This is a genomic window from Pseudomonas sp. EL_65y_Pfl2_R96 (assembly GCF_963970905.1).
Lineage (GTDB): Bacteria > Pseudomonadota > Gammaproteobacteria > Pseudomonadales > Pseudomonadaceae > Aquipseudomonas.
In genome coordinates this window covers 168,184-185,612 of record NZ_CAXAQH010000004.1, presented here as the reverse complement: position 1 = coordinate 185,612, position 17,429 = coordinate 168,184, and the positions used below count along the sequence as shown (strand labels likewise).

Annotated in this window: 15 protein-coding genes and 1 pseudogene; 12 read left to right on the top strand and 4 right to left on the bottom strand. The window is 59.8% G+C overall.

The window, feature by feature from the left end:
* Positions 1-20: 20 nt before the first annotated feature.
* The gene (locus AACY49_RS06750) at positions 21-1,388 is read right to left on the bottom strand and encodes a CYTH domain-containing protein (protein ID WP_258698581.1); all 1,368 of its coding nucleotides are present in this window, start codon (positions 1,386-1,388) and stop codon (positions 21-23) included.
* A 320-nt stretch (positions 1,389-1,708) separates the two neighbouring features.
* Here AACY49_RS06750 and argE point away from each other — a divergent pair, with 320 nt between their 5' ends.
* Together argE and argA are read left to right on the top strand one after the other, a co-directional pair.
* Complete coding sequence (argE, locus tag AACY49_RS06745) at positions 1,709-2,878, top strand: acetylornithine deacetylase (protein ID WP_339522531.1); 1,170 nt, start codon at positions 1,709-1,711, stop codon at positions 2,876-2,878.
* Between the two features lie 266 nt (positions 2,879-3,144).
* The gene (gene argA, locus AACY49_RS06740) at positions 3,145-4,443 is read left to right on the top strand and encodes an amino-acid N-acetyltransferase (RefSeq protein ID WP_339522529.1); all 1,299 of its coding nucleotides are present in this window, start codon (positions 3,145-3,147) and stop codon (positions 4,441-4,443) included.
* A gap of 162 nt (positions 4,444-4,605) precedes the next feature.
* Here the strand turns inward: argA and tauA are convergent.
* Positions 4,606-4,845 (bottom strand): annotated as a pseudogene (tauA, locus tag AACY49_RS06735) (taurine ABC transporter substrate-binding protein); the annotation flags it as partial.
* Between the two features lie 454 nt (positions 4,846-5,299).
* Here tauA and AACY49_RS06730 point away from each other — a divergent pair.
* From AACY49_RS06730 to AACY49_RS06695, 8 genes are all read left to right on the top strand, one after another.
* Positions 5,300-6,646, top strand: coding sequence for an OprD family porin (locus AACY49_RS06730; protein WP_258698583.1), 1,347 nt, complete (start codon positions 5,300-5,302; stop codon positions 6,644-6,646).
* A gap of 293 nt (positions 6,647-6,939) precedes the next feature.
* Positions 6,940-7,578 carry a peroxiredoxin gene (locus tag AACY49_RS06725; RefSeq protein WP_258698584.1) on the top strand — a complete coding sequence of 213 codons (639 nt, stop codon included), beginning with the start codon at positions 6,940-6,942 and terminating at the stop codon, positions 7,576-7,578.
* Positions 7,579-7,789: 211 nt separating this feature from the next.
* A complete protein-coding gene (gene ssuE, locus AACY49_RS06720) occupies positions 7,790-8,383 on the top strand; it encodes an NADPH-dependent FMN reductase (protein ID WP_258698585.1) in 594 nt (197 codons plus the stop codon).
* Positions 8,384-8,484: 101 nt separating this feature from the next.
* Positions 8,485-9,450 (top strand): sulfonate ABC transporter substrate-binding protein, encoded by a 966-nt coding sequence (locus AACY49_RS06715; RefSeq protein WP_258698586.1) that lies wholly within the window; start codon positions 8,485-8,487, stop codon positions 9,448-9,450.
* A 25-nt stretch (positions 9,451-9,475) separates the two neighbouring features.
* Positions 9,476-10,624, top strand: a complete 1,149-nt coding sequence (gene ssuD / locus AACY49_RS06710; RefSeq protein WP_007939251.1) for an FMNH2-dependent alkanesulfonate monooxygenase — start codon at positions 9,476-9,478, stop codon at positions 10,622-10,624.
* A gap of 9 nt (positions 10,625-10,633) precedes the next feature.
* Positions 10,634-11,416 carry an aliphatic sulfonate ABC transporter permease SsuC gene (ssuC, locus tag AACY49_RS06705; protein WP_258698588.1) on the top strand — a complete coding sequence of 261 codons (783 nt, stop codon included), beginning with the start codon at positions 10,634-10,636 and terminating at the stop codon, positions 11,414-11,416.
* Positions 11,413-12,219 carry an aliphatic sulfonates ABC transporter ATP-binding protein gene (ssuB, locus tag AACY49_RS06700; protein ID WP_339522525.1) on the top strand — a complete coding sequence of 269 codons (807 nt, stop codon included), beginning with the start codon at positions 11,413-11,415 and terminating at the stop codon, positions 12,217-12,219. The genes ssuC and ssuB overlap by 4 nt, the downstream gene beginning before the upstream one ends.
* A gap of 34 nt (positions 12,220-12,253) precedes the next feature.
* Complete coding sequence (locus tag AACY49_RS06695) at positions 12,254-12,469, top strand: TOBE domain-containing protein (protein ID WP_003229256.1); 216 nt, start codon at positions 12,254-12,256, stop codon at positions 12,467-12,469.
* A gap of 192 nt (positions 12,470-12,661) precedes the next feature.
* Here AACY49_RS06695 and AACY49_RS06690 read toward each other — a convergent pair whose 3' ends face one another.
* Together AACY49_RS06690 and AACY49_RS06685 are read right to left on the bottom strand one after the other, a co-directional pair.
* A complete protein-coding gene (locus AACY49_RS06690; RefSeq protein WP_339522523.1) occupies positions 12,662-13,294 on the bottom strand; it encodes a TetR/AcrR family transcriptional regulator in 633 nt (210 codons plus the stop codon).
* A 292-nt stretch (positions 13,295-13,586) separates the two neighbouring features.
* A complete protein-coding gene (locus tag AACY49_RS06685; RefSeq protein WP_320392979.1) occupies positions 13,587-14,963 on the bottom strand; it encodes a glutamine synthetase family protein in 1,377 nt (458 codons plus the stop codon).
* A gap of 278 nt (positions 14,964-15,241) precedes the next feature.
* Between AACY49_RS06685 and AACY49_RS06680 the strand changes: the two genes are divergently transcribed.
* Positions 15,242-16,018 carry a gamma-glutamyl-gamma-aminobutyrate hydrolase family protein gene (locus tag AACY49_RS06680; RefSeq protein ID WP_339522520.1) on the top strand — a complete coding sequence of 259 codons (777 nt, stop codon included), beginning with the start codon at positions 15,242-15,244 and terminating at the stop codon, positions 16,016-16,018.
* Between the two features lie 37 nt (positions 16,019-16,055).
* Positions 16,056-17,414 carry a glutamine synthetase family protein gene (locus AACY49_RS06675; protein WP_258698592.1) on the top strand — a complete coding sequence of 453 codons (1,359 nt, stop codon included), beginning with the start codon at positions 16,056-16,058 and terminating at the stop codon, positions 17,412-17,414.
* The last annotated feature ends 15 nt before the right edge of the window (positions 17,415-17,429 follow it).

Sequence of the window (17,429 nt, the reverse complement as noted above, 5' to 3'; positions counted from 1 at the left end):
GCCTGCTCGCGATGGCGGTATTACAGACGCAGCAAAGTCTTCCAGGCACGATTCTGATACACCGCGATCGCCTGCTGCTTGCGCGCATCCAGCGACTCATCGGTGATCGGCTCGTTAGCTAGCAGGGCAAGCTGTTTCAGCTCACCGTACAGGCGATCCATTTCCGGGATGTCCAGCACGCTACGGGCGTGGTGCAGCCAGGCCTGGATACGCTCGATGCGCGGCAGTTGCTCGGCCAGGTCCTCCGGCTGTTGCTGGTAACGCTGCAATTGCAGCGAGTTGGCTTCTTCGCCCAGAAGGCGTGGCAGCCAGCTGCCCAGTTGCGCGGCGCCCTGGCGATTGCCACGGGTGTTGCGATCGGCAGCCCAGGTACGGGCCAGCAACCAGCGCGAAGTGTTCAGCGAGAACAGGCCCCAACGCGGGTCTTCCAGCTCTTCGAGGAACTGCTCCGGCGCGGCTTTGCGCACGTCTTCGTCGTCCAGGCCGGCTTGTACCAGCGGGCGCCAGTCTTCCAGCAAGGCATCCAGCGCGACCCGCAGATCGTGAGTCGACTGACGCGGCGCGGCCTGACCGAGGCTGCTGATCAGCGCGCGCATTTCAGCGAGGTTCTCGACCCAGTCTTGCAACAGGCGCCAGTGGCCATTGAAGCGATATTGCTCGGCCAGGCGCTGGCTGCTGCCCAGCAAATGCCAGCACAGGGCGGCGAACGCATCGTCCAGCGGCATTTCGGCGGTGATCTGCGGCGCCGGCAAGCTCAGCGAGTAGCTGTTGGCGTCGAACAGGCGATAACCGCGTTCGGCCTTGCTGATGTCGCATGGCATCAGCGGCAGGGTCGCGGCCAGTTCGGCGGCCAGTTCCAGCAGCGCGGCCGGCTCGCCTTCGCGCAGTTCCAGTTCCAGTTCGCAGATTTCTTCTTTCTGCTTGCCGACCACCACGTGGCCCAGGTCCAGCGCGGCTTCGATGACCACTTTGGTCTTGCCACGGCCCCAGGCGATTTCCGCGCGTTCGCGAACGAAATCGGTGGTGAAGATGGCTTTCAGGGTTTTCTTGTCCAGCTCGGCCAGCTCTTCGGGCCAGCATTCGCCGTCGAGTTTCTTCACGTCGAGCTTGGCTTTGGGTAGATCCCAGTCGTATTCGTGACGCTCGGACAGGCCGGCGACGCTCTGACCACGGGTTTTGAGGGTCTGAATCACTTCTTCGCCATCGCGGCGCAGGCGCAGGGCAACCTTGGCGCGGGCCAGATCGCGCTCGGGCGTGTCGAAGTACTGGTTCATCAGTTCACGGCGTTCCCAGCCACTTTTGTTGCGTTTTTTCAGTAACGGGTGCTCGCGCAAGGCGGCGAGGGTTTCGCGGCTGACGCGGAGTTTGATTTCGGTTTCTTTCTGCATGGCCGGAAAATCCAGGATCGGGAGCGCAGCCGGGGGAATGTGTGGCTGCCAAGGTCGTGCAGTGTACAGGACTCACCCGAGATAGGGTCTGTTGACGCTTGGTGACGACCGGGACGGGCCCCACTTGGCGCAGGGCTGCGTTGCTCGGAACTTATTTGGGACAACCAAACCACGTTCCTCGCGCCTTGCCCTGCACCAAGTGGGCCGCCGTCGCGGCTCGTCACCAAGCGTCAACAGACCCTACCCGCGTCGCGGCGGTTTATTCCTGTCGCCGGATGGTTCTATGATGGACTTCAATTCGGGAGTGTTGGGAGTCAGCGATGCCTTTGCCGTCCATGAAAGATCAGTTCGCTGCGCTGATTGCCGCGCCGTCCGTCAGCTGTACCCAACCCAGCCTGGATCAAACCAATCGGCCGGTCATCGACTTGTTGGCGACATGGCTCGGGGACTTGGGTTTTGCCTGCGATATCCAGCAGGTCAGCACCGGCAAATTCAATCTGCTGGCCAGTTTTGGTTCCGGCCCCGGCGGCCTGGTGCTGGCTGGTCACAGCGATACGGTGCCGTACGACGCGGCGCTGTGGCAGACCGACCCGCTGAAACTGACGGAAGTGGACGGCCGTTGGGTCGGCCTGGGCAGTTGCGACATGAAGGGTTTTTTCGCCCTGGCCATCGAAGCGGTCAAACCCTTGCTCGACCAACCGTTCAAGCAACCCTTGCTGATCCTCGCCACCTGCGATGAAGAAAGCTCGATGTCCGGGGCTCGCGCCTTGGCCGCAGCCGGGCGTCCACTGGGCCGGGCGGCGGTGATCGGCGAGCCGACCGGGCTGAAGCCGATCCGTCTGCACAAAGGCGTGATGATGGAGCGTATCGACATCCTCGGTCAGAGCGGTCACTCCTCGGACCCGAGCCTGGGCCATAGCGCCCTCGAAGCCATGCACGATGCCATCGGCGAACTGCGCGGCTTGCGTCTGGCGTGGCAGCGGGAATTTCGTAATCCGCAGTTCAGCGTGCCGCAGCCGACGATGAATTTCGGCTGTATTCACGGTGGCGATAACCCCAACCGCATCTGCGGCCAGTGCTCCCTGGAGTTTGACCTGCGTCCGCTGCCGGGCATGGATCCCGGCGCCCTGCGCGCGGCGATCCTGGAGAAGCTCAACCCCATTGCCGCGCGGCACCAGGTGAAGATCGATTACGCGCCGCTGTTCCCCGAAGTGCCGCCGTTCGAGCAGGCCGAGGACTGTGAATTGGTCCGGGTCGCGGAAAAGCTCACCGGCCATCGCGCCGAAGCAGTGGCGTTCGGCACGGAAGCGCCTTATCTTCAGCGTCTTGGCTGTGAAACACTGGTCTTGGGCCCCGGCGATATCGCCTGCGCCCACCAACCGGGGGAATACCTCGAAATGTCACGTTTGCAGCCTACCGTGCATCTATTACGTCAACTGATCGAACATTACTGCCTGACGCCGGCCAAAACGGCGATGTCAGTCAGTTGAGCGCATATACAAGTGGGAGCGGGCTTGCTCGTGAATAGGGAGTGTCAGTTGATATTAATGTGCCTGATACGCCGCCTTCGCGAGCAAGCCCGCTCCCACAGGTTCTGTGTTTTGACTGGCTAACCGTATAAATTGCCGATGTCCCAACCCGTATTCATGAGGAGAGCGCGCGTGTCGCCAAGCCTGTTCCGACGATAACCATCAGCCCGCTGTGCGTTTATTGCGTTACTCTTTTTTCGGCTGCTATTTATTACAGGCCCAGGTTCATGCCCGAATACGTCAATTGGCTTCGTCACGCTTCGCCTTACATCAACGCCCACCGCGATTGCACCTTCGTCGTCATGCTGCCCGGCGACGGCGTGGAGCACCCGAACTTCGGCAACATCGTCCACGACCTGGTGCTGCTGCACAGCCTGGGGGTGCGTCTGGTGCTGGTTCACGGTTCCCGTCCGCAAATTGAAACCCGCCTCGCTGCTTGCGGCCTGACCCCGCATTACCATCACGGCATGCGCATCACCGATGCGGCGACGCTGGAGTGCGTGATCGATGCGGTCGGTCAACTGCGCATTGCCATCGAAGCGCGACTGTCCATGGACATGGCCTCGTCGCCGATGCAGGGTTCGCGCCTGCGGGTTGCCAGCGGCAATCTGGTCACCGCACGGCCGATCGGTGTGCTCGAAGGTGTCGACTACCACCACACCGGCGAAGTGCGCCGGGTCGACCGCAAGGGCATCAATCGCCTGCTGGACGAACGCTCCATCGTGCTGTTGTCGCCGTTGGGTTACTCGCCGACCGGTGAGATCTTCAACCTCGCTTGCGAAGACGTCGCTACTCGCGCGGCCATCGACCTTGGGGCAGACAAGCTGCTGTTGTTTGGCGCGGATCTCGGTCTGATCGACGAAAATGGTCGTCTGGTGCGCGAACTGCGTCCGCAACAGGTGCCGGCGCATTTGCAGCGTCTGGGCAGCAACTATCAGGCCGAGCTGCTGGACGCGGCCGCTGAGGCGTGCCGGGGCGGTGTGGCGCGCAGTCATATCGTCAGCTATGCCGAAGACGGCGCGCTGCTGACCGAACTGTTCACCCGTGACGGTGGCGGTACGCTGGTGGCTCAGGAGCAATTCGAAGTTGTGCGCGAGGCTGCTATCGAGGATGTCGGCGGTTTGCTGGACTTGATCAGCCCGCTGGAAGAGCAGGGCATTCTGGTGCGTCGTTCTCGCGAGGTGCTGGAGCGTGAGATCGAGCAATTCAGCGTGGTCGAACGTGAAGGCATGATCATCGCCTGCGCGGCGCTGTATCAGATTGCCGATTCGGATGCGGGGGAGTTGGCGTGTCTGGCGGTGAACCCGGAGTACCGCCATGGCGGTCGCGGCGATGAATTGCTGGAACGCATCGAAACCCGCGCCCGGGCTCAGGGGCTGAAAACCTTGTTCGTGCTGACCACCCGGACCGCCCACTGGTTTCGTGAGCGGGGTTTCGTGCCGAGCAGCGTCGAACGGCTACCGTCGGCGCGGGCGTCGCTTTACAACTACCAGCGTAATTCGAAGATCTTCGAAAAAGCGCTCTGACGAAATGGCCGTCGGTGTCTCGGCTTTTGTGGCGAGGGAGCTTGCTCCCGCTGAGTTGCGAAGCAGCCCCAAAACCAGTGAACGCGTTATGACTGATTCACCGCGTTGTCGGGTTTGGGAGTCCTCCGGCCTCCAGCGGGAGCAAGCTCCCTCGCCACGGGGTTACTCGGCGACAAACTTCGCGCTGACATACGGCGAATAATCCGGCAGCACCGTTTCTACCTTTCCTTGCTCCTTCAAGAACTTCGCCGTCTCGCCAATCGCCTGGGCCGTGCCACCGTCCAACAGCGCGGTGATCCGTTGTGCCTTGGCATCCGGGAAGGCGGAACCAGCCAGCAGTTCCGGCACATCGAGGGCATTGGCACCGGTCAGTTTGGCGATTTTCTGCACCGGTACCGAATCGACGTGAGATTCGCTGCCTGGGCGGAGAAAGAAAATACTAGCGATATACAAACTGTAACAAATTGACTAGATAGTGCGCGTTTAGTCATGATCGCGTCGCCTTTTCGAAAGTGATTGACGTATAGGGGATGCGGCAACGCTAATCGATCTAAAAAAATGGCAATAAATACCATTTAGGAATTAGCTTATGAGTCGATACCTTGTGATCCGGCTCGAATCATTGGTAGCGAGCTATATTCCTAAAAGGTATGAAAAAGAGTTGAATAATTCTTTTTGGGTTTATGAGGAAATCATTACCCTGCAGGGACCAAATTACTGCGGTTAGACCTTGGTCGTAGACACACATGGTTGCAATTGACTTGGCAGTCACGGTCCAGAGCTAATCGCGCATCTGTGGATCTGGGGCGTTAGACCCGAGACCAAAGAACACAAAAATTAGAACGAGGAGCGATACATGAAGAAGTCCACCTTGGCCCTGGCTGTGGCCGTAGGGGTTTTGGCGCAGCAGGCAGGCGCCGCCGGTTTCATCGAAGACAGCAAGGCCACATTGGGGCTGCGTAACTTCTACATCAACACCGATAACCGCGATTCTGCTGCCAGCACCGCTGCGGGCGTTCAGAACAAAAACGAAGAATGGGGCCAAGGCTTCGATCTGCGTTTCACCTCGGGCTACACCCAAGGCACCGTTGGCTTCGGTATTGACGCTATCGGCCTGCTGGGCGTGCGCCTGGACTCGGGTGGCGGCACTAACGGTGCCACTTCGACTTCTTACGGCGGCACTGTTTTCCCAAGCAAGTCCAACGGCGAAGCGGTTGATAACTTCTCCAGCCTGGGCCTGACTGCCAAAGCCAAGATCTCCCAGACCGAACTGAAGTTGGGCACCCTGCAGCCAAAACTGCCGGTGATCGTGACCAACGACGGTCGTATGCTGCCGCAAACCTTCCAGGGCGGTCAGATCACCTCGAACGAAATCAAAGACCTGACACTGGTCGGCGGTCAGATCGAGCACGCCAAGGGCCGTAACTCCAGCAACAACGAAGAACTGTCGATTGCTGGTGCGAACGCTCACACTGCTGCCGGTCGTGACAGCAACAAGTTCATCTACGGTGGCGGTGACTACAAAATCACCAAAGACCTGACTGCCCAGTACTACTACGGCAACCTGGAAGACTTCTACAAGCAGCACTTCCTGGGTCTGGTGCACAACTGGTCCATCGGTCCGGGCGTACTGAAAAGTGACCTGCGTTACTTCAACAGCAAAGACGATGGCGCCAACGGTCACAACTCCAGCTACTACACAAGCGGCTACTACCCGGACAGCACCCCTAAAACCAAGGGTAAAGTCGACAACAACCTGTACAGCGGCTTGTTCCTGTATACGGTTGAAGGTCACACCTTTGGTGGCGGCTACCAGGTCAGCAGCGGCAACAGCGACTTCCCATGGTTGAACCAGGGTGACGGTTCGTCGGCCTACCTGACCACCGACATGCAGATCCAGAAATTCGCCCGTGCCGGCGAACGTACCTGGCAAGCTCGCTACTCCTATGACTTCGCCAAGGTCGGCCTGCCGGGCGCTACCGCCGGTATCGTTTACCTGAAAGGCGATGACATTGATAACGCTTCTGGCGACAACCTCAGCGAGTGGGAACGCGACCTGACCCTGTCCTATGTCGTTCCGGAAGGCAAGCTGAAAAACCTGGGCTTCACCTGGAAAAACGCCATGTGGCGCAACGACGTCCCAGGTCAGCGCGACCAGGACGAAAACCGTCTGATCGTCAGCTACTCGATCCCGCTGTTGTAATAGCGCTCGCGTAACCGACGTAAAAAAGCCCCGCCCGGCATCACGCCGGGCGGGGCTTTTGCGTTTTCAAGGCGGGCTCACCCCCGTAAACCCTCCTTGAAGTTCCCTTCTTTTGCAGCAACTCAAGGCCTTCTCGAACCTTGTGATCGATGTTCGTCCCGATGACCGTTCAGGTCCAGTGAACAGATCTTTAATATTCTTTTCGGGTCTAAATAAATCGATATTTATTCTTTTTAATTAAGTTTGAACGCAGGCACAGTTGAGCTCAACAAGCACTCACCAGGAGCCGCACCATGAGCCTCAGACTTGGCGATATCGCCCCCGATTTCGAACAGGATTCCAGCGCCGGCACCATCCGTTTCCATGAATGGCTGAGCGATAGCTGGGGCGTGCTGTTTTCCCATCCGGCGGACTTCACGCCGGTGTGCACCACCGAGTTGGGCTTTACCGCCAGGCTCAAGGATGAATTCGCCCAGCGCGGCGTCAAAGCCATTGCTCTGTCGGTAGACCCGGTGGACTCGCACCACAAGTGGATCGAGGACATCAACGAAACCCAGAATGCCATCGTTAACTTCCCGATCCTCGCCGATGCGGACCGTAAAGTGTCCGACCTCTACGACCTGATCCACCCGAACGCCAACGACACCCTGACCGTGCGTTCGCTGTTCGTGATCGACCCGAACAAGAAGATTCGGCTGACCATCACTTACCCGGCGAGCACCGGCCGTAACTTCAATGAGATTCTGCGGGTGATCGATTCGCTGCAGCTCACCGACAACTACAAGGTGGCCACTCCGGCGAACTGGCAGGACGGTGATGAGGTCGTGATCGTGCCGTCGCTCAAGGACGAAGATGAAATCCAGCGACGTTTTCCCAAGGGGTATCGGGCGGTGAAGCCTTACCTGCGCCTGACGCCGCAACCTAATCGTTAGCGATCTGTTCAAGGCATACACCAAAGCAGGGGATTTCGGGCCGTTTCGATGGCCTGTTTTTTTGCCTGGAAAAGACAATTGGCATATTCATTTAGGGAATAATAAAATGAATAAATATGATTTATAGATATATAAATCGCCTGCTAAGGTCACTCCATCGACGCGAGATCGCAAGCCGCGTATCGCCAACACCGCTCAAGGAATTGTCTGAATGCTGGTCGTCTCACTCGGTGGCAGTCCCAGCCCACGTTCCCGTTCCGGGGTGCTGCTGGAACGCTCCCAACGCTGGTTGCAAGCGCAAGGTGTGGAAGTGGTGAGTTATCAGGTACGGGACTTCCCGGCCGAAGACTTGCTGCATGCCCGCTTCGACAGCCCGAAGGTGATCGACCTGTTGCAACAGATTGATAACGCCGATGGATTGCTCATCGCTACACCGGTTTACAAGGCGTCGTTCTCCGGTGCGCTGAAAACCGTACTCGATCTGCTGCCCGAACGCGCCCTGAGCCACAAGGTGGTTCTGCCGATGGCCACCGGCGGCAGCATCGCCCACATGCTGGCGGTGGATTACGCGCTCAAGCCGGTGTTGTCGGCGTTGAAGGCCCAGGAAATGCTCCACGGGATTTTCGCCGTAGACAGTCAGATCGCTTACGGCGAAGGCAGTGCCCAGGCGCAGTTGGCACCGGAGCTTGCACAACGACTGAATGAATCGCTGGAGCTGTTTTTCAGCGCCATGGCCCGACGGCCGAAACCGCTCGATCCGAACCTGTTGAACGAACGTTTGTTGAGTGCTCGCTGGAGCATTTAAGCCGGCACTTAAGCCACACCTGAATTTGAAGTACTCACCTTACTCAGCCGCTAACGGCCAAGCAGGTGCAGCCAAAACCCAACTGCAAAAAGGAGAGCGCTATGCGCACTGTCATTTTGCGTCGGGGTCTGGTCGCTCTGTTTGCTGCGGCTGTGTCCTTCGGCGTCATTACTCAAGCTCAAGCCGAGACGTTGCGAATCGGCTATCAGAAATACGGCACTCTGGTGCTGCTCAAAGCCAAAGGCACCCTGGAAAAACGCCTCGCCGCCCAAGGCGTGGACGTGCAATGGACTGAATTCCCCGGAGGCCCGCAACTGCTCGAAGGCCTGAACGTAGGCTCCATCGATTTTGGCGTCACCGGTGAAACGCCGCCCGTGTTCGCCCAGGCGGCCGGCGCCGATCTGCTCTACGTCGCCTACGAGCCGCCAGCGCCGCACAGCGAAGCGATCCTGGTGCCGAAGGACTCGCCGATCAAATCGGTGCAGGAGCTCAAGGGCAAGAAAGTCGTGCTCAACAAAGGCTCCAACGTGCACTACCTGCTGGTGCGCGCACTTGAAGACGCCGGCCTCAAATACACCGACATCCAGACCGTGTTCCTGCCTCCAGCCGATGCCCGTGCCGCGTTCGAGCGTGGCAGTGTCGACGCCTGGGTGATCTGGGACCCCTACCAGGCCGCCGCCGAACAACAACTGCAAGCGCGCACCCTGCGCGATGGCAAAGGCCTCGTCGACAACCACCAGTTCTACCTGGCGACCAAACCCTACGCGCAGAAAAATCCTGAAGTGATCAAGGCGCTGGTGGAAGAAGTGCGCGCGGTTGGCGAATGGTCCAAGGCCAATCCCGAGGACGTGACCAAGCAAGTTTCGCCACTGCTCGGCCTGCCAGCGGACATCACCCTGAACTCGGTGAAACGCCAGGGCTACGGCGCGCTGTTCCTTACGCCGGAAGTAGTCGCGGCCCAGCAAAAAATCGCCGACAGCTTCTACCAGCTCAAGCTGATTCCCAAGCCCTTGAGCATCAAAGACGTGATCTGGACACCCTCCGCCGCTGTGGCCAAAGCGCCGTAATTCGATTCCCTAAGGAGACGACTCCATGAGCCTCAATATCTTCTGGTTCCTGCCTACCCACGGAGACGGCCATTACCTTGGCACCGCCGAAGGCGCTCGCGCCGTCGACCACGGCTATTTGCAACAGGTTGCGCAAGCGGCGGATCGTCTGGGCTTCGGCGGGGTACTTATTCCAACCGGTCGCTCCTGCGAAGACTCGTGGCTGGTGGCCGCGTCGCTGATCCCGGTTACCCAGCGTTTGAAATTCCTTGTTGCCCTGCGCCCCGGGATCATTTCCCCGACGGTGGCGGCGCGTCAGGCCGCGACACTGGATCGTCTGTCCGGCGGTCGTGCGCTGTTCAACCTGGTCACCGGTGGCGATCCGGAAGAATTGGCCGGCGACGGTTTGTTCCTCAGTCACGAAGAACGCTATCAGGCCTCGGTGGAATTCACCCGTATCTGGCGCCGGGTACTGGAAGGCGAAACCGTCGATTACGACGGTCAGCACATCAGCGTGAAGGGCGCCAAGTTGCTCTATCCGCCGATTCAGCAACCGCGCCCGCCGCTGTATTTCGGTGGCTCGTCGGAAGCGGCGCAAGACCTTGCGGCGGAGCAGGTCGAAATGGTCCTGACCTGGGGTGAGCCACCGGCCGCCGTGGCAGAAAAGATCGAGCAGGTTCGCGCCAAAGCCGCGAAGCTCGGCCGCACCGTGCGCTTCGGCATTCGCCTGCATGTGATCGTTCGCGAAACCAACGCCGAGGCGTGGCAGGCCGCGGATCGACTGATCTCTCATCTGGACGACGACACCATCGCCCGTGCCCAGGCTTCTCTGGCGCGTTTCGATTCGGTCGGCCAGCAGCGCATGGCGGCATTGCATGGTGGCAGTCGCGACAATCTGGAAGTCAGCCCTAACCTGTGGGCCGGCGTCGGTCTGGTGCGCGGCGGTGCCGGCACGGCGCTGGTCGGCGATGGCCCGACCGTGGCCGCTCGGGTGAAGGAATACGCCGATCTGGGCATCGACACGTTCATCTTCTCCGGTTATCCACACCTGGAAGAATCCTACCGGGTGGCTGAGTTGCTGTTCCCGCACCTGGACATCGAGCGTCCGGAACTGCCGAAAAGCGCCGGTTACGTCAGCCCGTTCGGCGAGATGGTGGCCAACGACATTCTTCCCAAAGCCGCGTCCCAGAGCTGAGGCGCCGCCATGAAGAAAATTATCCACAGCCTCGCGCCCTGGGCGTTGCCGCTCTTGCTGCTGGCGGTATGGCAGTTGTCGGTGTCGGCGGGCTGGTTGTCGACGCGGATTCTGCCGGCGCCGATCGCAGTGATCGAAGCGGGTGTGAGCCTGTTCCGCAGCGGTGAAATCTGGACTCATCTGGCCATCAGCGGCTGGCGCGCGGCGCTCGGTTTCGCCATTGGCGGCGGCATCGGTCTGGCCCTGGGTTTCATCACCGGCCTGTCGAAATGGGGCGAACGCCTGCTCGACAGTTCGGTGCAGATGATCCGCAACGTGCCGCACCTGGCGCTGATTCCGCTGGTGATCCTGTGGTTCGGCATCGACGAGTCGGCGAAGATTTTCCTGGTGGCGTTGGGCACATTGTTCCCGATCTACCTCAATACGTATCACGGCATCCGCAACGTCGATCCGGCGCTGGTGGAGATGGCGCGCAGTTATGGCTTGTCCGGTTTCAGTCTGTTTCGCCAGGTGATCCTGCCGGGGGCATTGCCTTCGATTCTGGTCGGCGTGCGTTTTGCCCTGGGCTTCATGTGGCTGACCCTGATCGTCGCCGAAACCATCTCCGCCAGCTCCGGCATCGGCTACCTGGCGATGAATGCCCGGGAGTTCTTGCAGACCGACGTCGTGGTGCTGGCGATTCTTTTGTACGCGGTGCTCGGCAAGCTGGCCGACCTTGCGGCGCGCGGACTTGAACGCGTGTGGCTGCGCTGGCATCCGGCCTATCAGGTTGCCAAGGGAGGTGCCGCATGACGGCTCAACAACCTCCACGCTTGCTGCGCGGCATTCCGCTGGTGGTGCGCAAACTGCAAAAAACCTTCGGTTCGCGGCGAGTGCTGCGTGAAATCGATCTGCACATTCCGGCCGGGCAGTTTGTGGCGGTGGTCGGGCGTAGCGGTTGCGGTAAAAGTACCTTGCTGCGCTTGCTCGCCGGTCTCGACAAACCCACGGGGGGCGAGTTGCTTGCAGGCGCAGCGCCGCTGAGTGAAGCCCGGGAAGACACCCGACTGATGTTCCAGGAAGCACGTCTGCTGCCGTGGAAAAAGGTCATCGACAACGTCGGTCTCGGGCTCAAGGGCAACTGGCGGCCGCAAGCATTGGACGCGCTGGAAGCGGTCGGCCTGGCGGATCGCGCCAACGAGTGGCCGGCAGCGTTGTCCGGTGGGCAGAAGCAGCGTGTGGCCCTGGCTCGCGCGCTGATCCATCAACCGCGCTTGCTGCTGCTCGACGAGCCCCTGGGCGCACTGGATGCCTTGACCCGAATCGAGATGCAGCAACTGATTGAACGGCTCTGGCAACAGCATGGCTTCACCGTGTTGCTGGTGACCCACGACGTCAGCGAAGCGGTGGCGATCGCCGATCGGGTGATCCTGATTGAAGAGGGCGAAGTCGGCCTCGACCTGACGGTGGAACTGCCGCGCCCTCGGGTTCGTGGTTCCCATCGGCTGGCGGCGCTGGAAACCGAAGTGCTCAATCGCGTGCTGTCCTTGCCCGGCCAACCGCCGGAACCGGAACCTGTTTCACCACTGCCTGCGCAATTGCGCTGGGCTCAATAACTTAAAGATTCATCCAACGACAGGAATCAACATCATGACTATCAAAGCCATCAACGTTCGTAACCAGTTCAAAGGCTCGATCAAGGAAATCGTGCTGGGTGACGTGTTGTCGGAAATCGACGTTCAGACTGCCTCCGGCATCGTCACTTCGGTGATCACCACCCGTTCGGTGAAAGAGCTGGAGCTGGTGGTCGGCAGTGAAGTGATCGCGTTTGTGAAATCCACCGAGGTGTCGATCGCCAAGTTGTAAGTGCGTGCGCAAACAACAACCCCGGAGGGTGTGAGCCCTTCGGGGTTTTCCTAAGTCTGCCTGATTTGAAAATGGTGGTGCTGCCATCGCGGGCAAGCCCGCTCCCACAAGGATCTCCAGTGGATTCAGATTTTGTGAGCGACAGATAAACCTGTGGGAGCGGGCTTGCCCGCGATGAGGCCAGTGAAGGCGCTAGAGATTTCTCTTGGGCAGGTAGGGCGGCAGATACAGCCCCAAATAAGCATCAAACACCCGCATCCCTTCCTCAGCCATTCGCGGCGTGATCTGCCCATGCTGCTGTACCGAGCGTGCATACACCCGGTCCCCCAGCTCCATGGCCAGCGCAAACACATCGACATCCGTCGGCAGCGTTGGCAGTTCGAAGTGGTGATCGAACAGCTTGTGCATCAGGTCGCCGAGCTCGATGTCGTGCTGGCGGTCAGCCTGGGTGACTTCGGTCAGGCCGTGCTGGGCGAGGATCAGTTGGCGGGCGGCGGCGTCTTCGTCGTAGATGGCGAGCATGCGTTGTTCCACCAGTCGCGACAGGTCGCGCCAGCCGTTGAGGGCGCTGTGGTCGATGGGGGCTTGCAGGCAGGCACGGAACGCAGCGTGGACGTCGGCGGTCAGGGCTTCAAGCAGGGCCGGAACGCTGGCGAAGAAATGGTAGACGGAGGAGGGCGGGATCTCCGCGCGCTCGGCGACGCTGTAGATCGACAGACTGGCCACCCCCTCGGCGGCCAGCAGCGTGCGGGCGGCATCGAGTATCGAGTCGATCCGGGCCTGACTGCGGGCGCGGGGTTTGCGAATGGTGGCGGTGCGCGTCATTGAAGTCTCCTGCGGGGCAGCGGGCATTGTACGAGTCGAGTTGTGTGTTGTCTTCTCGGCCGCCGTCGCGGGCAAGTTGATCGTTCCCACGCTCTGCGTGGGAGTGGAGCCCGTGACGCTCCGCGTCACATCGATGTCAGGCAAGACATCATCGGTGAGACTGGAACGCGGAGCGTCCCTTGATGCATTCCCACGCAGGAGCGTGGGAACGATCGAAGTCGGATCGCCGCAGGCGGCCATAAAAAACGCCGCAGGCTGTGAGGCCGGCGGCGTTCTTTTTTACTGCAACCGCTTATACGGTATGCAGGTACCAGTTGTACTCGAGGTCGGAGATGGAGTGTTCGAACTCCTCCAGCTCGCTCTCTTTACAGGCCACGAAGATATCGATGTATTTCGGATCGATGTACTTGGCCATGACTTCGCTGTCGTCCAGCTCGCGCAGTGCATCGCGCAGGTTGTTCGGCAGGCTTTGCTCGTTCTGCTCGTAGGAGTTGCCTTCCACGGGTGCGCCTGGCTCGATCTTGTTGGTCAGGCCGTGGTGCACGCCCGCCAAAACCGAAGCCATCAACAGATACGGGTTGGCGTCGGCGCCGGCGACACGATGCTCGATGCGCACGGCATCGGAGGAACCGGTCGGTACGCGGATGGCCACGGTGCGGTTATCCAGGCCCCAGCATGGCGAATTCGGCACGTAGAACTGTGCGCCGAAACGACGGTACGAGTTGACGTTCGGGCAGAGGAAAGCCATCTGCGCCGGCAGGGTCTCGAGCACACCGCCGATCGCGTGACGCAGTGCGGCGTTCTGCTCGGGATCCTCGCTGGCAAAAATGTTTTTGCCATCTTTATCAAGAATCGAGATGTGGACGTGCAGACCGTTACCTGCCTGGCCCGGATAAGGCTTGGCCATGAAGGTGGTGTCCATCTCATGGTCGTAGGCGATGTTTTTGATCAGACGCTTGAGCAGGACCGCATAGTCGCAGGCCTTGATCGGGTCGGCCACGTGGTGCAGGTTCACTTCGAACTGTGCAGGGGCACTTTCCTTGACGATCGCATCGGCAGGGATGCCTTGCTCTTTCGCACCTTCCAGAATGTCCTGGAGGCAGTCGACGTACTCGTCGAGGTCGTCGATCAGGTAGACCTGGGTCGAGTGCGGGCGTTTGCCGGAGATCGGCGAGCGCGGAGGTTGCGGGCGGCCGTTCACGTTTTCCTGGTCGATCAGGTAGAACTCCAGTTCGAACGCAGCGCAGATGGTCAAACCCATCTCGTCAAACTTGGCAACGACTTGACGCAGGACTTCGCGAGGATCGGCGAAGAATGGCTCACCTTCGAGTTCGTGCATGGTCATTAACAGTTGCGCGGTCGGGCGCTTCTGCCAGGGCTCATTGCACAGGGTGTCGGGGATTGGATAGCAGATTCGGTCAGCATCGCCGATGTCCAGGCCCAGGCCGGTGCTTTCCACCGTCGAGCCATTGATATCCAGAGCAAATAGAGAGGCCGGCAGGTTGATGCCTTTCTCGTAAACCTTGTGGAGGCTGGTGCGTTCGATGCGCTTGCCGCGCACCACACCATTCATATCCGCAATCAGAAGGTCAACGTACAGAACCTCAGGATGTTCCTTAAGGAACGCGTTCGCTTCGTTAAGCTGAACGGCACGCGGGGGTACCGACATGATGCAACACCTTTGTTGTTAAAAATATCAATCATTGATCTCTTCGGATTCCAGTCAACCCGAACGGCATGCCGAAGTCAAGCGAGGCCTTTTTTGCCCTAAAAAAGCGCTCGTTGGGCTTTTTTGAGGCACTTTGGAGCGTTTTTTTGCCTTCTGACGTCTTGGTTCCCGCGAGCTTGAGCGGGCCGTGTTGTATTTTTTACGGGGGTGTTGTGTAAAAAAATGAACAAGGCTAAGCTCGATTCAAACCCATAACAGCAATAATACCGGGGTGCTTCATGTCTCGCCTGCCGTTAATCGGCGTCACCGCCTGCTCAAAGCAGATCGGTCTGCATGCTTATCACATCAGTGGCGACAAATACGTACGCGCCGTGGCTTCAGCTGCCAAGGGCCTGCCGTTGGTCCTTCCATCCCTGGCGGATCGACTGGCGCCGTCCGATATTCTGGACGCTCTGGACGGCATTCTCTTTACAGGCTCTCCTTCTAATATAGAACCGTTTCACTATAACGGCCCGACCAGCGCGCCAGGCACTGCTCATGATTCTGCACGCGATGCCACTACTCTCCCGCTGATCCGCGCCGCTGTCGAGGCCGGCGTTCCCGTGCTCGGCATCTGCCGCGGCTTCCAGGAAATGAATGTGGCGTTCGGCGGCAGCCTGCATCAGAAGGTTCATGAGGTCGGTCCCTTCATGGATCACCGTGAAGACGACAGCCTGCCGCTGGAAGGGCAGTACGCCCCCAGTCACCCCGTGCACGTCCAGCCGGGCGGTGTACTGGCGGGCCTGGGCCTGTCTCGCGAGATTCAAGTCAATTCGATTCATGGTCAGGGCATTGAACGACTGGCGCCGGGCCTTCGCGTGGAAGCCGTAGCGCCCGACGGGTTGATCGAAGCCATCTCTGTGATCGAAGGCAAGGCTTTTGCTTTGGGCGTGCAATGGCATCCTGAATGGCAGGTAAGCTTGAATCCTGACTACCTTGCGATTTTCCAGGCATTTGGCGATGCCTGCCGCAAGCGCGCACGACAACGCGACGCCGATGCGTCAAATAACGCCTGACTTATAAAAGTCAGGAAACTCAGCCTAAGAGGCATTTATGAGTAACAACCTCGACCAGCTCACCGATTGGTTGAAAGACCACAAGATCACAGAAGTCGAATGCATGATTGGCGACCTGACCGGCATCACCCGGGGCAAGATCTCGCCGACCAACAAGTTCATTGCCGAAAAAGGCATGCGCCTGCCCGAAAGCGTTCTGTTGCAGACCGTGACCGGCGACTATGTCGAAGACGATATCTATTACGAACTGCTCGACCCGGCCGACATCGACATGATCTGCCGTCCCGACCAGAACGCCGTGTTCCTGGTGCCCTGGGCCATCGAGCCCACCGCCCAGGTGATCCACGACACCTACGACAAGCAGGGTAACCCGATCGAGCTGTCGCCGCGCAACGTGCTCAAGAAGGTGCTGAAACTCTACGCCGACCACGGCTGGCAGCCGATCGTGGCGCCGGAAATGGAGTTCTACCTCACCAAGCGCAGTGATGACCCGGACTACCCGCTGCAACCGCCGATTGGCCGTTCCGGTCGTCCGGAAACCGGTCGCCAGTCTTTCTCCATTGAAGCGGCGAACGAATTCGACCCGTTGTTCGAAGACGTCTACGACTGGTGCGAACTGCAGGAGCTGGACCTCGACACGCTGATCCACGAGGACGGCACGGCACAGATGGAAATCAACTTCCGTCATGGCGATGCCCTGTCCCTGGCCGACCAGATTCTGGTGTTCAAGCGCACCATGCGCGAAGCCGCGCTCAAGCACAACGTGGCCGCGACCTTCATGGCCAAGCCCATGACCGGCGAGCCGGGCAGTGCCATGCACTTGCACCAGAGCGTCATCGACATCGAGACCGGCAAGAACGTCTTCTCCAATGAAGACGGGACCATGAGCCAGCTGTTTCTCAATCACATCGGCGGTTTGCAGAAGTTCATCCCTGAGCTGCTGCCGTTGTTCGCACCCAACGTCAACTCGTTCCGCCGCTTCCTGCCGGATACCTCGGCGCCGGTGAACGTGGAGTGGGGGGAAGAGAACCGCACGGTGGGCCTGCGGGTTCCGGATGCCGGGCCGCAGAACCGTCGGGTGGAAAACCGTCTTCCGGGTGCCGATGCCAACCCTTACCTGGCCATCGCCGCCAGCCTGTTGTGCGGCTTTATCGGCATGGTCGAAGGGCATAACCCGAGTGCTCCGGTGGTGGGGCGTGGTTACGAGCGGCGCAACCTGCGCCTGCCACTGACTATTGAAGACGCCCTGGATCGCATGGAAAACAGCAAGACCATCGAAAAGTACCTGGGCAAGAAATTCATCACGGGCTACATCGCGGTCAAGCGGGCCGAGCATGAAAACTTCAAGCGCGTGATCAGTTCGTGGGAGCGGGAGTTCCTGCTCTTCGCCGTCTGATGCGCCGGGCGCGAC

Coding starts and splice junctions, on each gene's coding strand:
- AACY49_RS06750 (WP_258698581.1), bottom strand. CDS start 1,388: ATGCAGAAAGAAACCGAAATCAAACTCCGCGTCAGCCGCGAAACCCTC.
- argE (WP_339522531.1), top strand. CDS start 1,709: ATGCCTTTGCCGTCCATGAAAGATCAGTTCGCTGCGCTGATTGCCGCG.
- argA (WP_339522529.1), top strand. CDS start 3,145: ATGCCCGAATACGTCAATTGGCTTCGTCACGCTTCGCCTTACATCAAC.
- AACY49_RS06730 (WP_258698583.1), top strand. CDS start 5,300: ATGAAGAAGTCCACCTTGGCCCTGGCTGTGGCCGTAGGGGTTTTGGCG.
- AACY49_RS06725 (WP_258698584.1), top strand. CDS start 6,940: ATGAGCCTCAGACTTGGCGATATCGCCCCCGATTTCGAACAGGATTCC.
- ssuE (WP_258698585.1), top strand. CDS start 7,790: ATGCTGGTCGTCTCACTCGGTGGCAGTCCCAGCCCACGTTCCCGTTCC.
- AACY49_RS06715 (WP_258698586.1), top strand. CDS start 8,485: ATGCGCACTGTCATTTTGCGTCGGGGTCTGGTCGCTCTGTTTGCTGCG.
- ssuD (WP_007939251.1), top strand. CDS start 9,476: ATGAGCCTCAATATCTTCTGGTTCCTGCCTACCCACGGAGACGGCCAT.
- ssuC (WP_258698588.1), top strand. CDS start 10,634: ATGAAGAAAATTATCCACAGCCTCGCGCCCTGGGCGTTGCCGCTCTTG.
- ssuB (WP_339522525.1), top strand. CDS start 11,413: ATGACGGCTCAACAACCTCCACGCTTGCTGCGCGGCATTCCGCTGGTG.
- AACY49_RS06695 (WP_003229256.1), top strand. CDS start 12,254: ATGACTATCAAAGCCATCAACGTTCGTAACCAGTTCAAAGGCTCGATC.
- AACY49_RS06690 (WP_339522523.1), bottom strand. CDS start 13,294: ATGACGCGCACCGCCACCATTCGCAAACCCCGCGCCCGCAGTCAGGCC.
- AACY49_RS06685 (WP_320392979.1), bottom strand. CDS start 14,963: ATGTCGGTACCCCCGCGTGCCGTTCAGCTTAACGAAGCGAACGCGTTC.
- AACY49_RS06680 (WP_339522520.1), top strand. CDS start 15,242: ATGTCTCGCCTGCCGTTAATCGGCGTCACCGCCTGCTCAAAGCAGATC.
- AACY49_RS06675 (WP_258698592.1), top strand. CDS start 16,056: ATGAGTAACAACCTCGACCAGCTCACCGATTGGTTGAAAGACCACAAG.